The sequence below is a fragment of the Actinomadura sp. GC306 genome (assembly GCF_004348665.1).
GTDB lineage: Bacteria > Actinomycetota > Actinomycetes > Streptosporangiales > Streptosporangiaceae > Spirillospora.
The window spans coordinates 1-22,812 of record NZ_SMKM01000016.1 but is presented as its reverse complement, the minus strand read 5'-3'; the positions used below and the strand labels follow the sequence as shown (position 1 = coordinate 22,812).

Below are 22,812 nucleotides of genomic sequence, written 5' to 3'. Positions count from 1 at the left end.
TCAGCCGCCGCGGGCCGCGACGAGCGCGCCGCGGTTGACCTTCGTGGCGGCGCTGCGGGGGATCGCCGCCACGATCTCGACCGTCTTCGGCACCTTGTAGGGCGCCAGCCGCTCCTTGGCGTAGGCGACGACCTCCCGGTGCGCGGGCGGCGCGGCGGGATCGGCGGGCTCGATCACGGCGTGCACCCGGCGGCCCCACTCCGGGTCGCGCAGCCCGATGACGACGACGTCGGCGATGGCGGGATGGTCGATGAGGGCGGCCTCGACCTCGGCCGGGAAGACGTTCGCGCCGCCCGTCACGATCATGTCGACCCGCCGGTCGACGAGGTGGAGGTAGCCGTCGCCGTCGAGGTACCCCATGTCCCCGGCGGTCTGGAAGCCGTCGTCGGTGCCCTTCAGGCGGGGCGCGTCGCCCACGTACCGGTAGCCGTGGTAGGCCGGGGACCGCAGGTAGATCTCGCCGATCCCGCCGTCCGGGACGGGGGCTCCGGCGGCGTCGAGGATGCGCAGCTCGGTGCCGCGCAGCCCCCGGCCGACGCTGCCCGGGTGCGCCATCCACTCGTCGCCGCGCAGCGCGGTGATGCCCAGGCCCTCGGTCATCCCGTACGCCATCACGAGGCGCTCCGCGCCGATCAGCCCGGCCCACCGGTGGACGAGGGACGGCGGCATCGGCGCCGCGCCCTGCAGGACGAACCGCAGGCTCGAAAGGTCGCGGCCGTCGATGCCGGGCAGGTCGGCGATGCGCTGCAGCATCGTCGGCGTGGCGGTGAACGTCGAGATCCGGTGCCGCTCGACCGCGTCGGCGGCGCGGGCGGCGTCGAACCCGCCGAGGACGACGAGTTCGTCCCCCGCGAGGAGGCTGAACAGCGCCGTGAACCCGTTGGCGTGGTACATCGGTGCCAGGACCAGGATGCGCTGCGGCCGGGGGACCGGGTCCCACATGTCCATGATCGGCGCGCCGTACGCCGGGTCGAACAGGGCGGGCCGCGCGCTGAGGATGACCTTCGGGATGCCGGTCGAGCCGCTGCTGCAGATGCCGTTCAGATAGGGCGCGACCACGTCGGGCAGTTCGTGCAGCCCGGGCGGGGCGAGGTTCGCCGTCGCGCCCATGCACACGGCGTCGATCCAGCCGGCGTCGTCCTCGGCTAGGTGGACCTTCGGGTCGATGACCTCGCGCAGCCGCTCCAGTTCCCAGCCGGGCACGTCCCACCGGACGGGCACCGGCACCGCGCCGAGCCGCCACGCGGCGAGCGCGCTGAGCGTGAACCGCGGCGAGTTGCGCAGCGCGATGCCGAGCCGGTCGCCGTGGCCCAGCCCGCGCGAGGCGAGCTCACCCGCGAGCAGGGCGGAGCGCCGCTCCAGGTCCCGCCAGGTGAACGCGGTCTCGCCGCCGTCCGGCCCCAGGTGGTGGAGCACGACCCGGTCCGGCTGCTCCTCCGCCAGGTCGCGGATCCGTCGCGCGATGCTGATCTCCGCTGCCACGTGCCGTCCTTTCAGGAGGCCGGGAGGACGTCGGCGGCCCACTCGTGCAGCATCGGCGCGAGCAGCGGCCAGCGGACGAACAGGCCGGGAGCCGTGCCCGCCGTGCGCGCCGCCTGCCGCTCGTGCCACTCCGTGTCGCCCCACGGAGGCTCGGCGAGCCGGGCGTTCGGCAGCAGCTTCGCGACGTGCTCGGAGGTCTCGCGCCGATGGTGGATGTCGCTCGCGCCGCTGCGGAGCACCAGCGCGGGAAGAACGAGGGCGGAGGCGTCCGCGTCCGGCAGGCCGGGCACCAGTTCGCCGTCACGGGGGCAGTACGCGGCCATCCACCGTTCTAGCGTCGCGATGAACTCCGCCGGGTCGGTCTCCAGGAAGCGCCGCCGGTTGGCGGGGTTCCGCTCGATGACCCCGGCCCATTCGGGCAGTGCGGCGACGGCCTCCATGCCGCCCTGCCACGCCGCCCGGACCGAGGCGCCGCAGTAGTGGTTCGCGATGCTCAGCAGCCCGAAGACGCCGCCGCTGATCCACCACACGGCGAGCGCCGCGGCGGCCTCCCGGTGCCGCGCCGCCGCCAGCAGCGAGACGCGCGATCCGCCGGACCCGCCGGCGATCACCGCGGGCGCCATGTCCAGGTGCGCGAGCAGTCCCGCCAGGACGTCGGCCTGCATCGCGGACTCGGACGCCCCCGTGAAGCACACGTCGGACTCGCCGGTGTTCGGGCGGTCCCAGATGAGCACCCGGTTCCCGCGCTCCGCCAGCGCGGCGGCCAGTTCGCGCAGGCCGGGGGTGTCCCTGCCGTCCCGGCCGCCGGGGGTCAGCACCCACGGCCGGCCGCGCTCGCCGAGCACCTCGTAGCCGATCGCGAGGCCGTTCACCGTTGCCGACGCCATGGGCCGAAGTTACTATGCGGAACGAGGAAAGAGAATACTCACTCAGTTATGGAATCCGGACGGAACGGAGCCCGCCATGAGCCGTGAGGCCGTGATCGTCGCAGGTGCCCGCACCCCGATCGGGACCGCCTTCAAGGGGTCGCTGGCCGACGTCGACGCGCTGTCGCTCGGGACGGCGGCGGTCGCCGAGGCCGTCCGGCGGTCGGGCATCGAGGCCGAGCTGGTCGACGACGTCGTCCTCGGCGAGTCGCTCTACGGCGGCGGGGCCGTCGGCCGCTACGCCGCGATCGAGGCCGGGCTGGTGAACGCGCCGGGCATCGCCCACAACCGGCACTGCGCGTCCGGGCTCGCCTCGCTTCAGAGCGCCGCCGCGTCGGTCATGGCGGGCATGGACCGCGTCGTCGTGGCGGGCGGGGTGCAGTCCAGCTCGACCTCCCCGAAGGTCCGCCGGCGCGTCCCCGGGACGGACGAGTGGCAGGACGACTGGCTCTCGCCGAGCCACCCGGAGACCCCCGACGCCCCCATCCGGGACATGACGATCACGGTCGGCTGGAACGCCGCGGTCAAGGCGGGCATCGGCCGCGAGGAGATGGACGCCTGGGCCTACCGCTCGCATCAGCGCGCCGTCGCGGGGATCGACGCGGGCGCGTTCGAGGAGGAGATCGTCCCGGTCGAGGTGACCCGGCGCGACGGGACGCGGTTCACGTTCGCGGCCGACGAGCACCCGAGGCGGACGTCCACCCTGGAGAAGCTCGCCTCGCTGAAGCCCATCCACCCGGAGATCGAGGGCTTCAGCATCACCGCCGGGAACTCGGCCGGCGTCAACGACGGCGCGGCGGCGGTGGTCGTGACCGGCGGGGACTTCGCGCGGGAGCGCGGGCTGGAGCCGCTGGCGGTGGTGCGGGCCTGGGCGTCGGCCGGGGTGCCGCCCGCGGAGACCGGCCTGGCGCCGCTCGTCGCCATCCCCAAGGCGCTGGACCGCGCGGGCCTGTCGGCCGGGGACGTGGCGCTCTGGGAGATCAACGAGGCGTTCGCCTCCGTGAGCATCGCCGCGACCCGCGGGCTCAAGCTGGACGAGGAGGCGGTGAACGTCCTCGGCAGCGGCTGCAGCCTGGGGCATCCCATCGCGATGACCGGCACCCGGATGGTGCTGACGCTCGTGCACGAGCTGCGCCGGCGCGGCGGCGGCACGGGCGTGGCCGCCATGTGCGCGGGCGGCGGGATGGCCACGGCGCTCGTCCTCGACGTCCCCGCCCCGGCGTAGCCGGGCGGGCCGGGGTCAGGACCGCCGGCGCTCGGGTTCGAGGGCCGGGAAGAAGCCCTTCACGGTGCCCTCGCTGATCAGGGCGATCGCGCGGTCGCGGTCGAACTTGCCGCGGTGGCGGCTCTCCAGGGCGAGGACGAGCGCGATGCCCATCACCGCGCGGGCGGAGACGTCCGGGGACTCGAACGGGAAGCCGTACCTGTCCTCGACCTCGCGCCACGCCTCGGCGAGCCGGTCCATGGCGACCGCGAAGTTCTCCCGGTAGAACCGGCGGGCCACCTCGGGGTCGCCGAACAGCACGAGGCCGAGCAGCGGCAGGATCTCCACCAGCGTCGAGACGAGCTGCCGGTACAGGCCCTCCATCGTGCTGACCTGGCGCTCGGGCGTCAGCGGCTCGTCCCGGTCGATGTCGGCGGTGGCGGCGACGAGGTCGTCCACGGCCTTCTTGAGCGGCTCGACGACGGCCTCGAAGAAGAGCTGGTCCTTGCTCTCGAAGTGGCGGTAGATCACGCCCTCGCTGATGCCGCTGTGCTCGGCGATCACCTTGATCGTGGTGCCGTTCATGTCGCCGGTCTCGGTGAACGCCCGCCGGGCGGCGGCCAGGATCGAGCTCTTGCGGGCCTGGGCGGTGAGACGCCGGCGCGGGCGCGGCGCTTCACCGGCGGGCGCGGCGGCCGCCGTCGTTGCCGACTCGCTCACGGGATCTATTCTCCTCGTCTTCTCCGACGTCCGGGCGCAGGTGAGTGTGCGCCTACTTTCATAATAGGGCGCCTCCGCGGTGGCCCCGGCGGGTTCGGCGGGCGAGAATGGTACTCTCAAAATTGAGAGGGTGACCATCATGAACCTGGATCCCACCGCCGAGCAGGAGGCGCTGCGCGCCGCCCTGCGCGAGTTCTTCCAGAAGGAGTCGCCCCCCGCGGTCGTGCGGGCGGCCGAGCCCCTCGGCTTCGACGCCGCCCTGTGGCGCAAGGCGGTGGAGACGGGCCTCGGTTCGATGGCCGTCCCCGAGGACCGGGGCGGGGGCGGCGCCGGCCTCGTGGAGCTGGCCATCGCCGCCGAGGCCCTCGGCCGGTCGCTGGCGCCGGTCCCGCTGATCGAGACGGCCGTCGCCACCACCCTCCTCGCCGCGCTCCCGGCGGACGCGGTCCCGGAGCCGCTGGTGGCCGCCGCCGTCGCTGGCGAGCTCCTGGCCACGGTGGCGCTCCGCCCGGCCGAGGCGGACGTCGCCCGGCTCGTACCGGCGGGCGCGGTCGCGGATCTCGTCATCGCACTACGGGACGGGGAACTCGTGGCGGTGCGGACGGCCGGCCCGGTGCCCGCCGTCCCCAATCTCGGTTCCATGCCCGTCGCCGACCGCCGCCTGGAACCGGGGGAGACGACCGTGCTCGCGACCGGGCCGGCGGCCCTCGCCGCGCACCGCCGGGCCGTCCACCACTGGCAGGCGCTCACCGCGGCGGCGCTCGCCGGGCTCGCCGCCGAGGCCCTCGGCCTCGGCCGGGACTACGCCCTCGACCGCCGGGCGTTCGGCGTCCCCGTCGCCGGGTTCCAGACCGTCCAGCACCGGCTGGCCGACAACGCGACCGCCATCGAGGGCGCGCGGCTGCTCGCCTACGAGGCGGCGTGGGCGCACGACGCCGGGCTCGCCAAGGCCGGCGTGCTCGCCACGATGGCGTTCCTGTTCGCGGCGGAGACCGCGTTCAGGACGGCGTCCGACAGCCTGCACTTCCACGGCGGCTACGGCTACACCCTCGAATACGACGTCCAGCTCTACTTCCGGCGCGCGAAGGCGTGGCCGCTGGTGGCCGGAGACCCCAGGGCCGCGTACGCGGAACTGCCGCACCGCCTGCACGACCTCGCAACCGGCGACACGAGAGGGGCATGACCATGGACTTCTGGGAGTCCGACCGGCTCGCCGAGCACCGGGACGCGGCCCGCGCCTGGGCCGACGCCAACGTGCGCCCCGAGTGGGCCGCCGAGCAGCGCGACGGCGGCTGCCACCACACCACGGCGCTGCACGAACGGCTCGCGCGCGACGGGATCCTCGCCGCCGGGTGGCCGGCGGAGTACGGCGGCGGCGACGTCGATCCCGGCTTCGCCCGCGCCGTCTTCGAGGAGATCGTCCGCCGGGACCTGCACGTCGACGGCTGGTCGACGACGTACATGGTGATGCGCACGATCCTGCACGTCGGCACCGAGGCGCAGCGGCGCCGGTACGTGCCCGCCGCCCTGCGCGGCGAGCTGCTCGTCGCGCTCGGGTACAGCGAGCCCGACTCGGGCTCGGACGTGGCCGCGGCCAGGACGACGGCCGTCAGGCACGGCGACGGGTGGGTGATCGACGGCCAGAAGATGTTCACCAGCACGGCGCAGGTGTGCAGCCACGTCTTCGTGCTCGCCCGGACCAACACCGCCGTCCCGAAGCACCGGGGACTGTCGCTGTTCCTCGTCCCGACCGACGCCGCCGGATACGAGCGCCGGCCGATCCGCACGCTCGGCGGCCAGGTCACCAACGCCACCTTCTACACCGGCGTGCGCGTCCCCGGGACGGCGCTCATCGGCGAGGCCGACTCCGGCTGGAGCGTCATGAAGGTGGCGCTCACCTACGAGCGCGGCGTCGGCGGCCCCGGGTCGATCGAGAAGCCCGCGCTGGCCGCGGAGCTCGCCGCGTGGGCGCGCGGGGCCCGCCGCCCCGACGGGACCGCCGTCCTGGACGATCCGCTGGTGGCCGAGCGAATCGGCCGGATCGCCGTGGACAAGGAGGTCACCCGGCTCCTCGGCCACTGGGTGGAGTGGGACGCGGCCAAGGGCGGGGTGCCGGGCATCCAGGGCACGATGCGCAAGCTCTTCTTCACCGAGGCGGCCCAGCGGCACTACAGCGACGCCCTCGACATCCTGGGCGCCGAGGGCGTGCTGGCCCCCGGCGCGCCCGGGGCCCCCGCCGCAGGCCGGTTCGAGCACGACTTCCGGGCCGCCGTGGTCACCACGATCTACGGCGGGGCGAGCGAGATCCTGCGGGACGTCATCGCCGAACGCCACCTCGGCCTGCCCCGCAACCGCCCCGGCCGGGCCACTTGAGCCCGGCTGCTTGAGCCCGGTTACTTCAGCATGGAGCCCGCGTCGACCGGCAGGGGCACGCCGGTGATGTAGCGGGCCTCGTCCGACACCAGGAACAGCACCGCGTTGGCGATGTCCTCCGCCTCCACCCACGGGACGGGCAGCATGTTCATCATCTTGGAGATCGGCGCGATGTCGTCCTGGGTCGGGTTCTCCAGGTCGGGACGGAACATCTTGTAGGTGAGGTCGTTCATCATCATCGGCGTGTTCACCTGGGTGGGGTGGACGGAGTTGACCCTGATGCTGTGCTCCGCCAGCTCCACGGCCAGGGTGCGCATGAGCCCGACCATGCCGTGCTTGCCCGAGACGTAGTTGCCGACGAACGGGTGGGCCTTCAGCCCGCCCACGGAGCTGGTCAGCACGATCGCGCCGCCGCGGCCGCCCTCGATGATGTGCGGGACGGACGCCTTGGCGGTCAGCCACGCCCCGGTGAGGTTGACGTCGATGGAGTCGCGCCACAGCTTCTCGTCCATCTCCTGGATGGGGGCGCCGTCGGCCGCGAGCCCGGCGTTGGCCACGACGATGTCGAGCCGGCCGAACTGGGTCACCCCGTCGTCCACGACGGCCTTCATCGCCTCGTAGTCGCGCACGTCGGCCTGGGCGGCGACGATCCGCCGGCCCAGCGCCTTCACCTGCGCCGCGGTCTCGTCGAGGTCCTCCGGCGTTGACATGGGGATGGGCACGGTGTCGATCTGCTTGCAGACGTCGATCGCGATGATGTCCGCGCCCTCGGCGGCCATGCGGACGCAGTGGGCGCGGCCCTGGCCGCGCGCCGCCCCGGTGATGAAGGCGACCTTGCCTTCGAGCCTTCCAGCCATCGTTACCTCGTTTCGGGTGGGTGAAGCGGGGTGTTCCGAAGCGTCATCCGGTCTCCTCCCGCGCCGCCGCGCGGACGGCGTCGAGGATCCCCTGGTACCCGGTGCAGCGGCACAGGTTCCCGGACAGCCCTTCGCGGATCTGCTCGTCGGTGGGGTCGGGGTTGTCGCGCAGAAAAGCGGTGACCGAGACAACGAATCCGGGGGTGCAGAAGCCGCACTGCAGGCCGTGGTGGTCGCGGAACGCGGACTGCACCGGGGACAGCTCGCCGTCCTCCGCGGCGATCCCCTCGATGGTGGTGATCTCCGCGCCGTCGGCCTGGACGGCGAAGACCAGGCATGCGCGGACGGCCTCGCCGGCTACGAGGACCGTGCACGCCCCGCAGACGCCGTGCTCGCAGCCGAGGTGGGTGCCGGTGAGCCCGCACCGCTCCCGCAGGAAGTCGGCGAGCGTCAGCCGGGGCGGCACGACGGCGCGCCGCGGCGTCCCGTTGACGCGCATCTCGATCTCGATGTCAGGCATCGCCGGCCTCCTGGAGGGCCCGTCGCCAGGCGCGCGCCACGACGACGGCGCCGATACGTCTGCGGTGCTCGGCGGACGCGTGCAGGTCCGCGGGGACGGACTCCAGCGCCGCCAGCACGGTGCGGCCCACCTCGTCGCCGGTGGCGTCGTGCGCGGCGGTGCCGGTGAGCGCGGCCTCCGCCGCCGCCGCGCGCAGCGCCGTCGGGCCGAGTCCGAACAGCCCGATGCCGCAGCGGGCGATCCGCGCGTCGTCGCCGAGTTCCACGGCGACCGCGGCGCCGGCGAGTGCGAAGTCGCCGGCGCGCCGGGCGAACTCCTCGATCGCGAACCCGCACCGGCCGCGCCACACCGGGAAGGAGATCCCGGTCAGCAGTTCGTCCGGCGCCAGGTCGGTGCTCCACAGGTCGGTGAAGAACCGGTCGGCGGGGACGGTCCGGGTTCCGCGCGGCGACCGCGCCTCGAACCGCGCGCCGAGCGCCAGCGCGACCGCCGGGTACTCGGCCGCGGCGTCGGCGTGGGCCATCGACCCGCCGACGGTGCCGCGGTTGCGGATCTGGAAGTGGCCGATCAGCGGGGTGGCGCGGGCCAGCAGCGGCACGTCCCGGGCGACGTCCGCCGAGCGCTCGACCGCGGCCTGGGTGGTGCCCGCGCCGACCCAGAGGTCGTCGCCGCGCCGCTCGATGCCGCGCAGCCCCGCCACGCGGCCGAGGTCGACGAGGTGCTCGAAGGCCGCCAGCCGCAGCGCCAGCATCGGGACGAGGCTCTGCCCGCCGGCGATGGCCTTGGCGTCCTCGCCGAGGTCCGCGAGCAGGGACACGGCCTCGCCGACCCCGGTCGGGGCGTGGTAGGCGAACGGTGCCGGCTTCATCCGGTCCCTCCCCGTGCCAGCGAGGCGATCCGCTCCGGCGTCAGCGGCAGCCGGGTGATCCGCGCGCCGAACGGCGCGAGCGCGTCGGCGACCGCGTTGACCACCGCGGGCGGCGACCCGATCGCGCCGCCCTCGCCGACGCCCTTGTAGCCGCCCGGCCCCGGCGACGGCGTCTCGATGTGGCCGTACTCGATCTCGGGCACCTCGGCGGAGGTGGGGAGCAGGTAGTCCATGAAGGTGGTGGTGACGGGGTTGCCCTCGTCGTCGTGCGCGAGGTGCTCGTAGAGGACGCCGCCGATCCCCTGGACGGTGCCGCCCGCGATCTGCCCCTCCACCACGGCGGGGTTGATCATCGGGCCGCAGTCCTCGCTGACGATGTACCGCAGCAGCGTCACCGCGCCCGTGGCGACGTCGACCTCGCAGGTGCACAGGTGGGTCGCGTTGACCCAGATGATCGGGGTCTCCGGCAGGTAGCGCCCGCTGGCCTCCAGCCCCGCCGGGACCCCGGGCGGCAGTTCGCCCGGCCGGAAGTAGGCGAGGTCGGCGATCTCGGCGAGCGGCAGGCCCGACTCCGGCACGCCCCTGACCGCGGCCCGCCCGCCGGCGAGCTCGATGTCGGCCGCGTCCGCCTCCAGCCGGTGCGCGGCGATCGCGATGATCCGCTCGCGGAGCACCGCCGCGGTCTCGGCGACCGCGCCCGCGATCATCGAGCCGGACCGGCTGCCGCCCGTGCCGCCGCCGAACGGGGTGACCGCCGTGTCGCCCTGGACGGTGCCGACGTCGGCGATGTCCACGCCGAGCGCGTCCGCGGTGAGCTGCACGGCGGCCGTTTCGAGGCTGTTGCCCGCGGACCCGCCCGACACGTACACGTTGACCTTGCCGGACGGCTCGATCCTGATCGTGGCGCCCTCGGTGCTGTGCAGCCCGACCATGGCCGTGGTCGGCTCGACGTAGGTGCACGTGCCCACGCCCAGGTAGCGGCCCTCCGCGCGGGCGCGCTCCTGCTCCTTGCGGAACGCGTCGTAGTCGAGCATGCCGAGCGCCTGCTCGAACGTCTCCAGCGGCGTGATGTCGCTGTAGGGCATGCCGTTGGGGTTGAAGTACGGCATCTCGTCCCGCCGGAGCAGGTTGCGGCGGCGCAGCTCGGCCGGGTCCATGCCGAGGCGGCGGGCCGCGTCGTCCAGCAGCACCTCCCGCGCCAGCGACTCGTACTGCCACGGCCCCCGGTAGGCGCTGCGCCCCGAGGTGTTGGAGAACACGCACGCCGTGGACCACGTCGCCCGCGGCACCCGGTACGGGCCGGGGAAGAACATCCCGACGGCCGCGGCGTTCCCGACCGGCCACGGCACCGGGTAGGCGCCCACGTCCTCGGTGTAGTCGATCGCGGCCGCCAGGATCGTCCCGGCGGAGTCGAGGGCGATCCGCGCGTCGGCGTGCGCGTGCCGCGCCTGCCCCGCCGACATCAGGTTCTCCCGGCGGTCCTCGATCCACTTCAGCGCGCCGGGCACCTTCCGCGCCGCGAGCAGGACGCACATGTCCTCGCGCTGCGGCACGACCTTCTGCCCGAACCCGCCGCCGGTGTCGCGCGCGACGACCCGCACCCGGTGCTCGGGCAGCCCGAGCAGCCGGGAGGCGAACAGCCGGACCTCGTGCGGCGACTGGGTCCCCGTCCAGACCGCCAGCTCGCCGGTGGACGCCGACCACTCCGCCACGATCCCGCGCGTCTCCATGGGCACCGGCACGTACGCCTGCTGGTAGATCGTCTCCCGGACGACCAGCGCCGCCTCGTCGAAGACGGGGGCGAGCTCCGCGAAGGGCGGGCCGGCCAGCTCGCCCGCGAGGTTGCCCGGGTAGGCGGCGTGGACCAGCTCGTCCGAGTCGCGCGCGGTGACGTAGTCCGCGACCGGCGGCAGGGGCTCGTAGTCGACGGCGACGAGCTCGGCCGCGTCCTCGGCGATGTACCGGTCGGCGGCGACGACCAGGGCCACCGGGTCCCCGGCGAACCTGACCTCGTCCTCGGCCAGCGGCGGGCGCGGGGTGTCGGGGATGTCGCGGCCGGTCAGCGTGTACCACTGCTCCCGCACGTCCGGGTTGAGGTCCGCGGCCGTGAACACCGCGTGGACGCCGTCCAGGGCCAGCGCCTCCGAGGCGTCGATGCCCGCGATGCGGGCCCGTGCCATCGGGCTGCGCACGAAGCACGCGTGCAGCATGCCGGGGCGCACCACGTCGTCCACGAAGGTGCCGTGGCCGGTCAGCAGCCGCGCGTCCTCGACCCGGGGCACGCGCGTCCCCGCGTACCGGGCGGCGGCGGGCGCCGCGCTCATCCGCGCCACCCGCCCGGCGGGCCCGCCGGGCCGTGCAGGTCGACCGGGTCGGTGTCGCTCACCAGGGACCTCCCTTGCGGGGCTCGCGGAGGGGCCGGCCGACCGCGCGAGAATGATATTATCGCATTTTAGAACAAGACTCTACAGTGCTTGACGTGGGAGGACTCGCGGCGCCATCAGCCGAGCGTCGCGAGGATGTGGGGGAGGTCGGTGGCCGTCCGGATGCCCGGGGCCGCCGCGCAGACGAACGGCACCGCGTTGACGGCGCGGTTGGCCGTGTAGGCGGGCGACGTGGCCGCCATCCGCTCCAGCGGCACGGGAAAGCGCAGCTCGACGTCGAGCGGCGCGTCGCCGTCGACCGTGACGTGCCAGCCGGTGGGGCGGACGTCCCACGCCGGATCGAGGTCGGCGGTGCAGTACCAGACGGCCCGGAAGCGCAGTACCGGGCGGCCGCCGCGCATCCCCGACACCGTGAGCCGCTGCGCGGCCACCGTGCCGGGTTCCAGCGTCCCGGCGGCGATGGCGGTGCGGCGGGACGCGGTCGCCGCCTCCCCGCCGGCCTCGACCGAGTCGAGCGGCATCCCGAGCGCCTCGGCCACCAGCCGCAGCGACGGCCCGAAGCTCGCGCGCCCGTGCGAGAGCCGCGCCCGGTCGAACTCAGCCGGCGGCTTCCCGAAGCCCATCACGTCGAAGAGCAGGCCGGGGGAGTCGCGCCGGGAGAGGTCCGCGTACTCGTCGATCGTCAGCCCGTCCAGCCGCCGCTGGATCGAGGTCAGCACCAGCGGGAGCGCCTCAGAGACGAAGCCGGGGCTGCTGCCGGTGCTGTGGATCGACGCGCCGCCGCGCTCGCACGCCCGCTCGACGCGCTCGCGCACCGCCGGGTCGAGGCTGCCCGGGTGGTGGAACTCGCCCCTGGTCGTGACGATGTTCGCCCCCGACTCCAGCAGCCGGCAGACCTCGCCGAAGTCGCAGGCGCGCGGCATGTAGAGGACGCAGTCGGCGCCGAGCGCCGTGATCTCGCCGATGTCGCGGGTGGCGGCGACGCCGGCCGGGCCGAGCCCGCACAGCTCGCCGGCGTCCCGCCCGGCCTTGGCGCTGGTGTGGACGTAGACGCCGGCCAGGTCCAGCCGGGGATGCTCGATGACGGCGCGCAGCGCGCGGGTGCCGATGTTCCCGGTCGCCCACTGCACGACCCGGTACCGCGACTGCCGGGCATCGGTCATCGAACCTCGCTCTCTGAATGCGAGAATGCTAATTTCGATTGCGGAGATGGTCAATATCGTGGGAGGTGGGCGATGCGGCTCGGGTTCGTGGGAGCCGGGCGGCTGGGACGTCCGATGGTGCGGCGCCTCGTCGGCGCGGGACACGAGGTCCGCGTGCTCGGCCGGACGCCCGGGGCGCGCGTCGCGCTCGCGGATGAGGGCGCCCGCCCCGTCGACGGCCTGGCGGAGGTCGGCGGCGCGGCCGATGCCGTCCTCGTGTGCGTCTTCACCGACGAGCAGGTCGGGGACGTGTGCGGGGACGCGCTGCTCGCCGGGATGCCGGCCGGCTCGGTGGTCGTCGTCCACACGACCGCGAGCCCACGCACGGTCGAGGCCGTCGCCGCCCGTGCCGCGCGGTACGGCGTCCACGTGGTCGACGCCCCGGTGAGCGGAGGGCCGCACGATGTCGAGGCGGGCCGGATCACCCTCTTCGTGGGCGGCCGGGACGAGGACGTGGCCGCGGTCCGCCCCGCCCTGAGCGCCTACGGCGACCCGGTGCTGCACGCCGGCCCGGCGGGCGCGGGCCTGCGCGTGAAACTCGTCAACAACGCCCTGTTCGCGGCGCAGATCGGGCTGATCTCCGAGGCGGTCCGGCTCGGCGACCGGCTCGGTGTGGCGGAGGCCGCCCTCCTCGGCGCCCTCACCTCGGGCAGCGCCGCGAGCCGCGCCCTGGCCGGGGTGGCGGCGCGCGGCTCGGTCGCGGCGTTCGCACAGGCGGCGGGCGGATTCGTCGGCAAGGACGTGGAGGTCGTCCGCACGGCCGCCGCGGAGGCCGGCTGCGACCTCGGCGCCCTGGAACCGGCCCTCGCCGCGCTGGCGGCGGCGTCCGCGCCGCGGGCCTGACCCGCCCCGGCGGTCAGCGGGCGCGGTGCACGGCCTTCCCGCCGCCCGCCAGTGCGCGTCCGCCACCCACAGGCCGGCGAACGCCAGCGCGGCCTCGGGGCCGCGCTTCTCTCGCCGCCCGTGCCGCATTGCCATAGGCACCATGCGAGAATAAGCTTCTCAGTACCAGCAAGGGAGGATCTCATGCCGTCGCGTGCGCTGCCGTATCCGCTGTTCGACGCGGACAACCACCTGTACGAGACCGAGGACGCGCTGACCAGGCACCTGCCGAAGGAGTACGCGGGCGCGATCCAGTACGTGCAGGTCCGGGGCCGCACGAAGATCGCGATCCGCGGCCAGATCAGCGACTACATCCCGAACCCGACGTTCGAGGTGGTCGCCCGGCCGGGCGCCATGGAGGACTACTTCCGCCACGGCAACCCCGAGGGCAAGAGCCGCCGGGAGATCTTCGGCGAGCCCATGCGCTCCATCCCGGCCTTCCGCGAGCCGGGCCCGCGCCTTGAGTTGATGGACGAGCTCGGCATCCAGCGGACGCTGATGTTCCCGACCCTGGCCAGCCTCATCGAGGAGCGGATGCGCGATGACCCCGACCTGATCCACGTGGTCGTCCACTCCCTCAACCAGTGGCTGCACGAGGAATGGTCGTTCAACTACAAGGACCGCATCTTCACCACACCGGTCATCAGCCTGCCCGTGGTCGAGAAGGCGATCGCCGAGCTCGACTGGTGCCTGGAGCGCGGCGCCAAGTGCGTGCTGCTCCGGCCCGCGCCGGTCCCCGGGTACCGGGGCCCGCGCTCGTTCGCGCTGCCCGAGTTCGACCCGTTCTGGAAACGGGTGGTGGAGGAGGGCGTCGTGATCGGGATGCACTCGTCCGACAGCGGCTACAGCCGGTACAGCAGCGACTGGGAGGGCCGCGGCTCGGAGATGCTGCCGTTCAAGACCAACGCCTTCCGGATGCTGAGCCAGTGGCGCCCGGTCACCGACGCGGTCGGCTCGATGGCCGCGCACGGCCTGCTCTCCCGGTTCCCCGAGCTGAAGATCACCGTCATCGAGAACGGCTCGACCTGGGTGGAGCCGCTGCTGAACGACCTGGCCGACGTCTACAAGAAGGCCCCGGAGGCGTTCGCCGAGGACCCGGTCGAGGCGGTGAGGCGCAACGTCCACGTCAGCCCCTTCTGGGAGGAGGACATGGCCGAGCTCGCGGGCCTCATCGGCGTCGACCGGGTGCTGTTCGGCTCGGACTACCCGCACCCCGAGGGCCTGGCCGACCCGGTCAGCTACGTCGACGCGCTCGGCCGGCTCGGCGAGGCCGACCAGGCGAAGATCATGGGCGGCAACCTCGCCCGGCTGATGTCGGTCTGACCGGGCGCCGGGCCGATGAGCGACGCGGCACGGACCTGCGCACCCTCCCGGAGGCCCTCCACGCCGCCCCGGAGATAATCGTGGAGGCCGGGGGCTTCCGGCTCGTCGGCAGCCCGGTCCGTGCCGCGGGCTGCGAACCCGCCTACGGCCCGCCGCCGGCGCTCGGGGAGCACGACGACGAGGTGACGGAGGCCGTGAAATGAACGACCGGGCGGCTCTCGCGTTCGAGGACCGGGAGTTCACGCTCGCGCAACTGGAGGCCCTCGCCGACGGGCTCGCCGCGACCCTTGCGCGGCGTGGCGTGCGGGCGGGTGAGCGGGTCGCGCTCATGTCGTCCAACCGGCCCGAGTTCGTGGTCGCGGTCCTGGCGATCTGGCGGCTCGGCGCGGCGGTCGTCCTGCTCAGCCCCGCCTGGAAACGCGCCGAGACCGAGCACGCCCTCGCGGTGACCGAGCCCGCCCATGCCGTGGGCGACCACCCGGTGCTGGCCGAGCTGATGCCGATGCTGCACCTGGACGAGCCGGTCGAACCCGGCGGCGGGCCGTTTCCCGCTCTCGGCCCCGGCGCGGACGCGGTCCTGGTCTTCAGCTCCGGGACGACCGGCCTGCCGAAGGCCGTCCGGCACACGCACGCGTCGCTGGGGGCGGCCGTCCGGCACTGGCGGGACGCGCTAGAGCTCACCGCCCGCGACCGGATCCAGATCGCCACACCGCCCTCGCACATCCTCGGGCTGCTCAACATCGTCACCGCGCTGGAGACGGGGGTGTGGATGCGGCTGCACCGCCGCTTCTCCCTCGACGCGGTCCTGCGCCACATCGAGGCCGACCGGATCACGGTGGAGATGGCCGTCGCGCCGATCGCGCTGGCCCTCGCGTCCCACCCGGACCTGGAGTCCCACGACCTGTCGTCGCTGCGCTTCATCATGTGGGGCGCGACCCCGGTGACGCCCAGCGTCGCCGAGACCGTGACCCGCCGGACCGGCGTCGGCTGGGTGCCGGCCTACGGCGCCAGCGAGCTCCCCGTCATCACCTGCAACCCGCTCGGCGACGCGCGGCTCGACAGCGCCGGACGCGCCGTCCCCGGCGTGGAGCTGCGGGTCGTGTCGCTGGAGACGGGAGAACCGGTCGGCACCGGCGAGACCGGCGAGATCCAGGCGCGGTCGGACTCGCTGATGGCCGGCTACCTCCCCGCCGCCGCGACGGCGCAGGTCATGGACGGCGGCTGGTACCGGACGGGCGACGTCGGCCGGCTCGACGCGGACGGCCGGCTGCGGCTCACCGACCGGACCAAGGAGATGATCAAGGTGCGCGGCTTCCAGGTCGCGCCCGCGGAGGTCGAGGCCGTGCTGCACGGCCACCCGGACGTCGCCGACTGCGCGGTCTTCGGGATCCCCGACCCGGCCGACGGGGAGGCCATCGTCGCGGCCGTGGAACCGCGCGGCACGGCCGACCCCGCCGCGCTCGCGGCGCTGGTCGGCGAGCGGCTCGCCTCCTACAAGCGGCCCCGCCGGGTCGTGCTCGTGCCGGAGATCCCCCGCCTGCCGTCCGGCAAGGTGCTCCGGCGGGTCCTCAGGGAGCGGTACGGGGCCGCGCCCCGCCCCTGAACGGACGCGACGCCCGCCCCGCCCCGGCCGCGCGGGGACCGGGGGGCGTCACTTCGGCGGGAACCGGAGGGCGCCGTCGAGGCGGATCACTTCGCCGTTGAGGTAGTCGTTCTCGCAGATGTGCTGGACGAGGGCCGCGTACTCGGGGGAGCGGCCCATGCGCTTGGGGTGCGGCACCTGCGGCCCCCAGTGCGCCTCCAGCCGGTCGCCGGCCTCGCCGTAGGCGGGGGTGAGGAACGTCCCCGGCGCGATGGTGACCACTCGCACGCCGGCCGGTGACAGGTCGCGGGCGGCGACGAGCGTCATGCTCACCACGCCGCCCTTGGCGGCGGCGTAGGGAAGCTGCCCGACCTGGCCCTCGTACGCGGCGATGGACGCGGTGTTGACGATGACGCCCCGGGCGCCGTCGACGGGCTCCTGCCGGGCGATGGCGGCGGCGGCCAGCCGCAGCACGTTGAAGACGGCGGTCAGGTAGTTCTCGATCGTCCGCCGGAATCCGTCGAGGTCGAGGGGCGTGCCGTCCCGGCCGACGAGCCGGCCGCCGCTCGCGGGGCCGCCGTGGGCGTCCACGGAGATCCGCAGCGGCCCGGCGGCCTCCGCCTCGGCGAGCGCCGCGAGGACGTCGCCCTCGGCGGTGGCGTCGGTGCGCACGTAGCGGACGCCCAGCTCGTCCTCCAGGGCCTTGCCCTTCTCGTCGGCGAGGTCGGCGAGGACCACCTTCGCGCCCGCCGCGTGCAGCCGCCGGACGGTGGCCTCCCCGAGACCGCCCGCCCCGCCCACGACGACCGCCGAGCACCCACTGATGCGCATGAACGTCTCCCATCTTGCGAATCATGCTTTCTCGTACGAGAATAGCATTCTCACAAGGTCGACCTGGAGAGCGCCCATGCCCGGATCAGACGGCGCCCCCGTCGGGGAGCTGGTCGCCGCCGCGCGGGCCGGATCGCTCCGGGCGGCGGGGCGGCTGCTCAGCCTGGCCGAGGGCGAGCGGCGCGCCGAGGTCCTGGCGGCGCTGGCCCCGGCCGCCATCCGCGTGGTCGGCGTGACGGGCCCGCCCGGCGCGGGCAAGTCCACGGCCGTCGCCGCGCTCATCGGCGCGTACCTGCGGCGCGGCCTGCGGGTCGCGGTCCTCGCGGTCGACCCCTCCTCGCCGTACAGCGGCGGGGCGCTGCTCGGCGACCGGATCCGGATGGCGGAGTACGCGGCGGACCCGGACGTCCTGATCCGCTCGCTCGCCGCGCGGGGCCACCTGGGCGGGCTCGCGGCGGCCGTCCCGGCGGCCGTCCGGGTGCTCGCCGCCCTCGGCTACGACCTCGTCCTGCTGGAGACGGTCGGGGTGGGCCAGTCCGAGATCGAGGTGGCGGCCGTCGCCGACCCGGCCGTCGCCGTGCTCGCGCCCGGCGCGGGCGACGCCGTGCAGGCGGCGAAGGCGGGGCTGCTGGAGGCCGCGGACCTGCTGGTCGTCAACAAGGCCGACCGGGACGGCGCGGAGCGGACCGCGCGCGAGCTGCGGGCGGAGACCGGCCGCCCGGTCCTCACGCTCGTCGCCACCGACGGCCGCGGCCTGCCCGCGCTGGTGGCGGCCATCGAGGCGCACCGGCGGGCCGACACCCCGCAGCGGCGGACGGCCCGCGCCCGCACGCGCATCCTCGCCATCGCGCAGACCGCGCTGCGCACCCACCCGGACCTCGACCGCCTCGCCGCCGAGGTCGCCGCGGGCCGCGCGGACCCCGCCGCCGCGGCCGGCGCCCTGCTCGGCCGTCAGTCCTGAGCGGCCGTCAGACCTGCTCGGCCGTCAGTCCTGAGCGGCGAACCCCGCGGCGCAGAAGTCCCAGACCTCGTCGGCGGTGATCGGGTGCGCGTTCTCGTCATCGGAGACGCCGCTGGACTGCGCGACGAACATGACGGTCTGCATCGTCAGGGCGGCCGCGCGGCGCGGCGTGGTCGTGGCGCGCAGCCGGCCGGCGTCGGCGGCCTCCGCCATCAGCTCGGTGAGCTGCGCGAGCAGCGGGGCGTGCGCGACCCGCACCTCCGCCGGGTGCGAGATCAGCAGCTGGGGGGCGAACTCGGTGAACAGCGGGCGCTGCGCCGCCGGGTCGGGCCGGCACAGCTCGAACAGCAGCTGCACGGCGACCTTGAGCCGCTCCAGCGGCTCGGACCGGCCGGCGGCGGCGGTGCGGATCTGGTCGGTGGCCCGGCGCAGCGCGTCCTCGAACAGGGCGAGCAGCAGCTCGTGCTTGCCGTCGAAGTGCTGGTAGAAGCTGCGCAGCGACTGCCGGGACCGGTCGACGACCTCCTGCACGGTGAAGTCGGTGGTGCCCTTCTCCGTGATGATCGACTGCGCCGCGTCCAGGAACCGCTCGACCCGCTGCTCGGCGCGGAGCTTGGCGGCCTTCGTGGAACGTTCGACGGCGCGCTGCTTCCAGGCCGGTTCCTCGCTCGTCGAGCTCACGCCCTGTTCCGTCCTGTGCACCATGGGCGGAACTTTACTGCACGGCGCCGGAAAGCCACCTGCCGTGCGCTCATCGCTCACCGATCGAGGACGTCGTTCTCACCCTCCCGGCCCACGGGAACTCCATCGGCGCCTCCGCCCGGGCGTCACCGGACATGGACCTTCCCGCCCTTCATCACGAACCGCACGTCCTGAGTGACCGTGATGTCCCGCAGGGGGTCGCCCAGGACGGTGATGACGTCGGCGAGCCGCCCCCGGTCGGTGCCGCCGAGCAGCTCGGCGAACTCAGCGGGCAGCGCCATCGCGGTACTCCTTCACCCGGTCGCCGACGACCTTGTGCAGGTGGCGCAGCAGGATCTCCTGGTCGTTGAGCGGGAACTCGGTGACGGCCCGGCTCTTCAGCATGGTCTGCGTCGCCTCCAGGGTGTTGGCGTCCTGGAGGGCGTACTCCTTGAACGTCACCGCCGCCAGCTCCTGCGCGAGCCGCTCGCGGGCATTCCTCGGCGGGACGAAGTACAGGCTGGTCTCGAAGACGTGCCGGTCGACCGCGGTCGGCCAGTAGTGGTAGGTCAGGTACCAGCCGGGCGCCCAGAACAGCAGCGTGAAGTTCGGGAAGAACTCGAACGAGTCGGTGCCCCATGCCTTGTGCCGGGCCGGGTTGATCCCCGGGGGAAGCTCGTCCAGCCCGTCGATGTCCGGCCGGTCCCACGGCCCGAACAGGCCGCTGCGCAGCGCGCGCTCGATCGGCTTCACCATGCCCGGGTCCTTCGGCGGCGCCATCCCGCCCCAGGACGAGATCATCGAGTGCGGGCTGAAGATCTGGTAGTGCAGCGCCTCGAACCCGAAGCCGAGCAGCTTGTCGGCCTCGTCCTTCACCGCCTGCTTCTGGTGCAGGACGGGCGCGTGGTAGAACTCGGCGAACGCGTCGATGAACAGCTTCCAGTTGGCGCCGATCTCCGCCTTGTAGGTGTAGACCTCGGTCATCTCGTGGAACGGGTAGCCCTCCAGGCCCTTCGCCATCTCGCCGAGGTACTCCGCCAGGGGCCGGGCGTCCGGGTCCAGGTTGACGAAGATGAACCCCTCCCAGACCTCGCACCGGACCTGCTTCAGGCCGTACTCCGCCTTGTCGAGGCCGAAGAACTCGTCCTCCTGCTGGACGAACGTCAGCTCCCCGTTCAGGTTGTAGCGCCAGCCGTGGTACTTGCAGGTGAACTGCCGGCAGGTCCCCTTGACCTCCTCGGCGGGGTAGTCGTTCCAGGCGAGCTTGTTGCCGCGGTGCCGGCAGAGGTTGTGGAACGCGCGGATCTCCCTGTCCCTGCCCCGGACGATGATCAGCGAGGTGTCGGCGACGGCGAGTTCCTTCGTGAAGTAGCCGCCGACCCGCGGCACCAGCTCGACCCGCCCGACGTTAAGCCAGGTCCGCTTGAAGATCGCCGCGCGCTCGTCCGCGTAGAAGGCCGGGTCGACGGAGTCGGTGTAGTCGACGGGGCCGGTGCCGAGCTCGGGATACTGCTCGGTCCAGCTGCCCGCCGCGGGTTTCGCGAAGTGCGGCACGTCCTACCTCTCGATCTCGGCGGCCGTCAGCCCCGCCTTGGCGTCCCACTCGTCCTCGGGTAGCGGTGGCAGCTGCATCGGACTTCCTTGGAGAATTACATTCTCGGTTTCGGATGCCAGATTTACACGCGTGCGGCCCCGAGTCAAGCACGGTGCCCGCCATGATGTGTCACTTGATTCTCATTTGAGGAGAAGCTAATTTCCACGGGGAATCCCGCTCTGCCGCCCGCCGTGCCGCGGCGGCCTCCGGAAGGACACCGCCATGACCGCTCCCGCCCTGCGTCCCGGCGACCGGCTCGCCAGCACCGCCTGCGCCACCCGCGTGATCGTCGTCCGGGCGCCCGGCGCGGAGCGGCCGGAGATCGCCTGCGGCGGAAGCCCCATGGTCACGCCCTCCGCCGAGACCCCGGCGCCTCCCTCGGAGGGGGACGCCGCGACCGTCATCGGCAAGCGCTACGTGAACGCCGGCGAGACCGTCGAACTCCTCTGCACCTCGTCCGGAGCGGGCGAGCTGACCTGCGACGGCGTCCCCATGGCCCTCAAGGCGGCCAAGCCCCTCCCGGCCTCCGACTGAGCCGCCCCCGGGCGAGCCCCAGCCCGCACGGTGCATCGCCGCGTCCCGAACCCGCCGTGGCCGGGACCTGCGGGAGAGGACAGACTGGACGGGCGGACCGAGTCTGGGAGGCTGTATGGGGTCGACGCGGCGGTTGCCTCGGCGGGTGTACGAGAAGGAGCTGCTCCGGCTGCAGGAGCAGCTGCTGATACTGCAGGAGTGGGTGCGCGATGAGGGCGCGCGCATCGCCGTCGTGTTCGAGGGCCGCGACGCCGCCGGCAAGGGCAGCACGATCAAGCGCGTCACCGAGTACCTCAACCCCCGCGTCGCCCGCATCGCGGCGCTTCCGGTGCCGACCGACCGGGAGCGGACCCAGTGGTACTTCCAGCGGTACATCCAGCACCTGCCCGCCGCCGGGGAGATCGTCCTGTTCGACCGGTCCTGGTACAACCGCGGGGGCGTCGAGCGGGTCATGGGATTCTGCACCGACCAGGAGCACCGGCGCTTCCTGCACCAGTGCCCCATCTTCGAGCGGATGCTCGTCGAAGACGGCATCCTGCTCCGCAAGTACTGGTTCTCCGTCAGCGACGCCGAGCAGGAACGCCGGTTCCGCAAGCGCCTCGACGACCCCATGCGCAGGTGGAAGCTGTCGCCGATGGACATGGAGTCCATCTCGCGCTGGGAGGACTACTCGCGCGCCAAGGACGAGATGTTCGTCCACACCGACATCCCCGAGGCGCCCTGGAACGTCGTCGAGAGCGACGACAAGCGGCGGGCGCGCATCAACATGATCCACCACCTGTTGTCGAGCATCCCGTACCGCGAGGTGGAGCGTCCCGTGCTCCGGCTGCCGGAGCGCCCTCCCTCCCGCGGGTACGTGCGTCCGCCGCACGACGAGCAGAACCACGTCCCCGACCACGCGGCGACCCTCTGAGGCCGCCGCACGGAACCGGCCGAAGGTCCCCCCGATTCCGGACGGACGCCACTCGGCGTAATGAGCCCGTGAGGGGAAGAGTGGTGGTGACGGAACGTGAGACGAGGGAGGAACCGCGTATGAGCGCCGAGCCGGTCACCGGGGTTGTCGTCGGCTACGACGGATCCAGCGAAGCCGTCCGCGCGCTGGACTGGGCCGCCGCCGAGGCCCGGAGCCGGGGCCTGCCGCTGACCGTGATCCACGTGTGGGAGATCTACATCGGCGGGCCGGTGGCCATACCGATGGTGGACCTGGGGGCGGTGGCGCAGCAGACGCTCGACACCGGACTGGAGCACGTCCGCAAGGCCAACCCCGGCCTGGAGGTGCGGGGCCTTCTCGGCCGCGGGCAGGCCGCCGCCACGCTGGTCGAGGCGGGGGAGACCGCCGACCTGATCGTCCTCGGGCCGCGGGGCATCGGGGGATTCGCCGGGCTGGTCCTGGGGTCGGTCAGCACCCAGGTGGTCGCGCACGCGCGGTGCCCGGTCGTGGTCGTCCGCGGCGACGCCGAACCGCTCCCGGCGGACGGGCCGGGCCGCGTCGTGGTCGGCGTGGACGGCTCGGCCGCGTCCCTGGCCGCGCTGGAGACGGCCTTCACCGAGGCCGGGCTGCACGAGCTCGCGGTGCACGCCGTGGTCGCCTGGGAGTCCGTGCCGGACGACCTGCCGCCGCTGGCCGACGAGGCCGGCATGCGGCAGGCGGCCGAGGCGCGGCTGGCGGGCATGACGGAGGCCCTGCGAGCGTCGCACCCGGGGGTGGAGGTGCGGGCGGAGATCATTCCCGGGACGCCGCGGGAGGTGCTGCTGAAGGCCGCGGACGGCGCCCGCCTGCTCGTCGTCGGCTCGCGGGGCCGGGGCGGCTTCCGCGGCCTGATGCTCGGCTCGGTAAGCCAGGCCCTGGTGCAGCACGCCCCCTGCCCCGTGACGGTCGTCCACGCCC

Annotated in this window: 23 protein-coding genes; 11 read left to right on the top strand and 12 right to left on the bottom strand. The window is 73.8% G+C overall.

Annotation, left to right across the window (positions count from 1 at the left end):
* Together E1200_RS04365 and E1200_RS04360 are read right to left on the bottom strand one after the other, a co-directional pair.
* On the bottom strand, positions 1–1,482 hold the full coding sequence (locus E1200_RS04365; RefSeq protein ID WP_131950474.1) for an AMP-binding protein: 1,482 nt from the start codon (positions 1,480–1,482) through the stop codon (positions 1–3).
* Positions 1,483–1,493: 11 nt separating this feature from the next.
* Positions 1,494–2,369 carry an alpha/beta hydrolase gene (locus tag E1200_RS04360; RefSeq protein ID WP_131950473.1) on the bottom strand — a complete coding sequence of 292 codons (876 nt, stop codon included), beginning with the start codon at positions 2,367–2,369 and terminating at the stop codon, positions 1,494–1,496.
* Between the two features lie 76 nt (positions 2,370–2,445).
* Here E1200_RS04360 and E1200_RS04355 point away from each other — a divergent pair, with 76 nt between their 5' ends.
* Positions 2,446–3,633 (top strand): thiolase family protein, encoded by a 1,188-nt coding sequence (locus E1200_RS04355; RefSeq protein ID WP_131950472.1) that lies wholly within the window; start codon positions 2,446–2,448, stop codon positions 3,631–3,633.
* A 15-nt stretch (positions 3,634–3,648) separates the two neighbouring features.
* Here E1200_RS04355 and E1200_RS04350 read toward each other — a convergent pair whose 3' ends face one another.
* Positions 3,649–4,332 (bottom strand): TetR/AcrR family transcriptional regulator, encoded by a 684-nt coding sequence (locus E1200_RS04350; protein WP_131950471.1) that lies wholly within the window; start codon positions 4,330–4,332, stop codon positions 3,649–3,651.
* Between the two features lie 139 nt (positions 4,333–4,471).
* Here E1200_RS04350 and E1200_RS04345 point away from each other — a divergent pair, with 139 nt between their 5' ends.
* Positions 4,472–5,515, top strand: coding sequence for an acyl-CoA dehydrogenase family protein (locus tag E1200_RS04345; RefSeq protein WP_131950470.1), 1,044 nt, complete (start codon positions 4,472–4,474; stop codon positions 5,513–5,515).
* Positions 5,512–6,705 (top strand): acyl-CoA dehydrogenase family protein, encoded by a 1,194-nt coding sequence (locus E1200_RS04340; RefSeq protein WP_207933171.1) that lies wholly within the window; start codon positions 5,512–5,514, stop codon positions 6,703–6,705. Before E1200_RS04345 ends, E1200_RS04340 begins: the two co-directional genes overlap by 4 nt.
* 20 nt (positions 6,706–6,725) lie before the next feature.
* Here E1200_RS04340 and E1200_RS04335 read toward each other — a convergent pair whose 3' ends face one another.
* From E1200_RS04335 to E1200_RS04315, 5 genes are all read right to left on the bottom strand, one after another.
* Positions 6,726–7,562, bottom strand: a complete 837-nt coding sequence (locus E1200_RS04335) for a mycofactocin-coupled SDR family oxidoreductase (protein ID WP_131950469.1) — start codon at positions 7,560–7,562, stop codon at positions 6,726–6,728.
* 43 nt (positions 7,563–7,605) lie between these two features.
* Positions 7,606–8,082, bottom strand: coding sequence for a (2Fe-2S)-binding protein (locus E1200_RS04330; RefSeq protein ID WP_131950468.1), 477 nt, complete (start codon positions 8,080–8,082; stop codon positions 7,606–7,608).
* A complete protein-coding gene (locus E1200_RS04325; protein ID WP_131950467.1) occupies positions 8,075–8,950 on the bottom strand; it encodes an FAD binding domain-containing protein in 876 nt (291 codons plus the stop codon). The genes E1200_RS04330 and E1200_RS04325 overlap by 8 nt, the downstream gene beginning before the upstream one ends.
* Positions 8,947–11,274 (bottom strand): xanthine dehydrogenase family protein molybdopterin-binding subunit, encoded by a 2,328-nt coding sequence (locus tag E1200_RS04320; protein WP_131950466.1) that lies wholly within the window; start codon positions 11,272–11,274, stop codon positions 8,947–8,949. Before E1200_RS04320 ends, E1200_RS04325 begins: the two co-directional genes overlap by 4 nt.
* A 176-nt stretch (positions 11,275–11,450) precedes the next feature.
* Entirely contained in the window at positions 11,451–12,497 is a 1,047-nt protein-coding gene (locus E1200_RS04315; protein WP_131950465.1) for a dihydrodipicolinate reductase, read from the bottom strand.
* A gap of 72 nt (positions 12,498–12,569) precedes the next feature.
* Here E1200_RS04315 and E1200_RS04310 point away from each other — a divergent pair, with 72 nt between their 5' ends.
* From E1200_RS04310 to E1200_RS04295, 4 genes are all read left to right on the top strand, one after another.
* A complete protein-coding gene (locus E1200_RS04310) occupies positions 12,570–13,379 on the top strand; it encodes an NAD(P)-dependent oxidoreductase (protein WP_131950464.1) in 810 nt (269 codons plus the stop codon).
* A 183-nt stretch (positions 13,380–13,562) separates the two neighbouring features.
* Positions 13,563–14,741, top strand: coding sequence for an amidohydrolase family protein (locus tag E1200_RS04305; protein WP_131950463.1), 1,179 nt, complete (start codon positions 13,563–13,565; stop codon positions 14,739–14,741).
* An 80-nt stretch (positions 14,742–14,821) separates the two neighbouring features.
* Complete coding sequence (locus tag E1200_RS35140; RefSeq protein WP_279483831.1) at positions 14,822–14,944, top strand: hypothetical protein; 123 nt, start codon at positions 14,822–14,824, stop codon at positions 14,942–14,944.
* Positions 14,941–16,344: an AMP-binding protein gene (locus E1200_RS04295; protein WP_131950462.1), complete on the top strand. Its 1,404-nt coding sequence runs from the start codon at positions 14,941–14,943 to the stop codon at positions 16,342–16,344. Before E1200_RS35140 ends, E1200_RS04295 begins: the two co-directional genes overlap by 4 nt.
* Before the next feature lie 48 nt (positions 16,345–16,392).
* On the opposite strand, the gene E1200_RS04290 is transcribed toward E1200_RS04295, so the two are convergent.
* Positions 16,393–17,154 (bottom strand): SDR family NAD(P)-dependent oxidoreductase, encoded by a 762-nt coding sequence (locus E1200_RS04290; protein WP_131950461.1) that lies wholly within the window; start codon positions 17,152–17,154, stop codon positions 16,393–16,395.
* 76 nt (positions 17,155–17,230) lie between these two features.
* Here E1200_RS04290 and meaB point away from each other — a divergent pair, with 76 nt between their 5' ends.
* Positions 17,231–18,115 (top strand): methylmalonyl Co-A mutase-associated GTPase MeaB, encoded by an 885-nt coding sequence (meaB, locus tag E1200_RS04285; RefSeq protein ID WP_131950460.1) that lies wholly within the window; start codon positions 17,231–17,233, stop codon positions 18,113–18,115.
* 24 nt (positions 18,116–18,139) lie between these two features.
* Here the strand turns inward: meaB and E1200_RS04280 are convergent, their stop codons facing one another.
* The 3 genes from E1200_RS04280 to E1200_RS04270 form a co-directional block, all read right to left on the bottom strand.
* Positions 18,140–18,820, bottom strand: a complete 681-nt coding sequence (locus tag E1200_RS04280) for a TetR/AcrR family transcriptional regulator (protein ID WP_207933169.1) — start codon at positions 18,818–18,820, stop codon at positions 18,140–18,142.
* Positions 18,821–18,942: 122 nt separating this feature from the next.
* Positions 18,943–19,098 (bottom strand): hypothetical protein, encoded by a 156-nt coding sequence (locus tag E1200_RS04275; protein WP_207933167.1) that lies wholly within the window; start codon positions 19,096–19,098, stop codon positions 18,943–18,945.
* The gene (locus E1200_RS04270; protein ID WP_131950459.1) at positions 19,082–20,350 is read right to left on the bottom strand and encodes an aromatic ring-hydroxylating dioxygenase subunit alpha; all 1,269 of its coding nucleotides are present in this window, start codon (positions 20,348–20,350) and stop codon (positions 19,082–19,084) included. The genes E1200_RS04275 and E1200_RS04270 overlap by 17 nt, the downstream gene beginning before the upstream one ends.
* Before the next feature lie 262 nt (positions 20,351–20,612).
* Here E1200_RS04270 and E1200_RS04265 point away from each other — a divergent pair, with 262 nt between their 5' ends.
* The 3 genes from E1200_RS04265 to E1200_RS04255 all read left to right on the top strand — a co-directional run.
* A complete protein-coding gene (locus tag E1200_RS04265; protein WP_131950458.1) occupies positions 20,613–20,924 on the top strand; it encodes a hypothetical protein in 312 nt (103 codons plus the stop codon).
* A 145-nt stretch (positions 20,925–21,069) separates the two neighbouring features.
* A complete protein-coding gene (gene ppk2 / locus E1200_RS04260) occupies positions 21,070–21,837 on the top strand; it encodes a polyphosphate kinase 2 (protein ID WP_243708335.1) in 768 nt (255 codons plus the stop codon).
* Positions 21,838–21,956: 119 nt separating this feature from the next.
* A partial coding sequence (locus E1200_RS04255) for a universal stress protein (protein ID WP_131950456.1) occupies positions 21,957–22,812 on the top strand: 856 nt, incomplete at its 3' end.

Bases quoted from the DNA above. Each gene is read 5' to 3' on its own strand.
- E1200_RS04360 (WP_131950473.1), bottom strand. From the start codon at position 2,369: ATGGCGTCGGCAACGGTGAACGGCCTCGCGATCGGCTACGAGGTGCTC.
- E1200_RS04355 (WP_131950472.1), top strand. From the start codon at position 2,446: ATGAGCCGTGAGGCCGTGATCGTCGCAGGTGCCCGCACCCCGATCGGG.
- E1200_RS04345 (WP_131950470.1), top strand. From the start codon at position 4,472: ATGAACCTGGATCCCACCGCCGAGCAGGAGGCGCTGCGCGCCGCCCTG.
- E1200_RS04340 (WP_207933171.1), top strand. From the start codon at position 5,512: ATGACCATGGACTTCTGGGAGTCCGACCGGCTCGCCGAGCACCGGGAC.
- E1200_RS04335 (WP_131950469.1), bottom strand. From the start codon at position 7,562: ATGGCTGGAAGGCTCGAAGGCAAGGTCGCCTTCATCACCGGGGCGGCG.
- E1200_RS04330 (WP_131950468.1), bottom strand. From the start codon at position 8,082: ATGCCTGACATCGAGATCGAGATGCGCGTCAACGGGACGCCGCGGCGC.
- E1200_RS04325 (WP_131950467.1), bottom strand. From the start codon at position 8,950: ATGAAGCCGGCACCGTTCGCCTACCACGCCCCGACCGGGGTCGGCGAG.
- E1200_RS04320 (WP_131950466.1), bottom strand. From the start codon at position 11,274: ATGAGCGCGGCGCCCGCCGCCGCCCGGTACGCGGGGACGCGCGTGCCC.
- E1200_RS04315 (WP_131950465.1), bottom strand. From the start codon at position 12,497: ATGACCGATGCCCGGCAGTCGCGGTACCGGGTCGTGCAGTGGGCGACC.
- E1200_RS04310 (WP_131950464.1), top strand. From the start codon at position 12,570: ATGCGGCTCGGGTTCGTGGGAGCCGGGCGGCTGGGACGTCCGATGGTG.
- E1200_RS04305 (WP_131950463.1), top strand. From the start codon at position 13,563: ATGCCGTCGCGTGCGCTGCCGTATCCGCTGTTCGACGCGGACAACCAC.
- E1200_RS04295 (WP_131950462.1), top strand. From the start codon at position 14,941: ATGAACGACCGGGCGGCTCTCGCGTTCGAGGACCGGGAGTTCACGCTC.
- E1200_RS04290 (WP_131950461.1), bottom strand. From the start codon at position 17,154: ATGCGCATCAGTGGGTGCTCGGCGGTCGTCGTGGGCGGGGCGGGCGGT.
- meaB (WP_131950460.1), top strand. From the start codon at position 17,231: ATGCCCGGATCAGACGGCGCCCCCGTCGGGGAGCTGGTCGCCGCCGCG.
- E1200_RS04280 (WP_207933169.1), bottom strand. From the start codon at position 18,820: ATGGTGCACAGGACGGAACAGGGCGTGAGCTCGACGAGCGAGGAACCG.
- E1200_RS04275 (WP_207933167.1), bottom strand. From the start codon at position 19,098: ATGGCGCTGCCCGCTGAGTTCGCCGAGCTGCTCGGCGGCACCGACCGG.
- E1200_RS04265 (WP_131950458.1), top strand. From the start codon at position 20,613: ATGACCGCTCCCGCCCTGCGTCCCGGCGACCGGCTCGCCAGCACCGCC.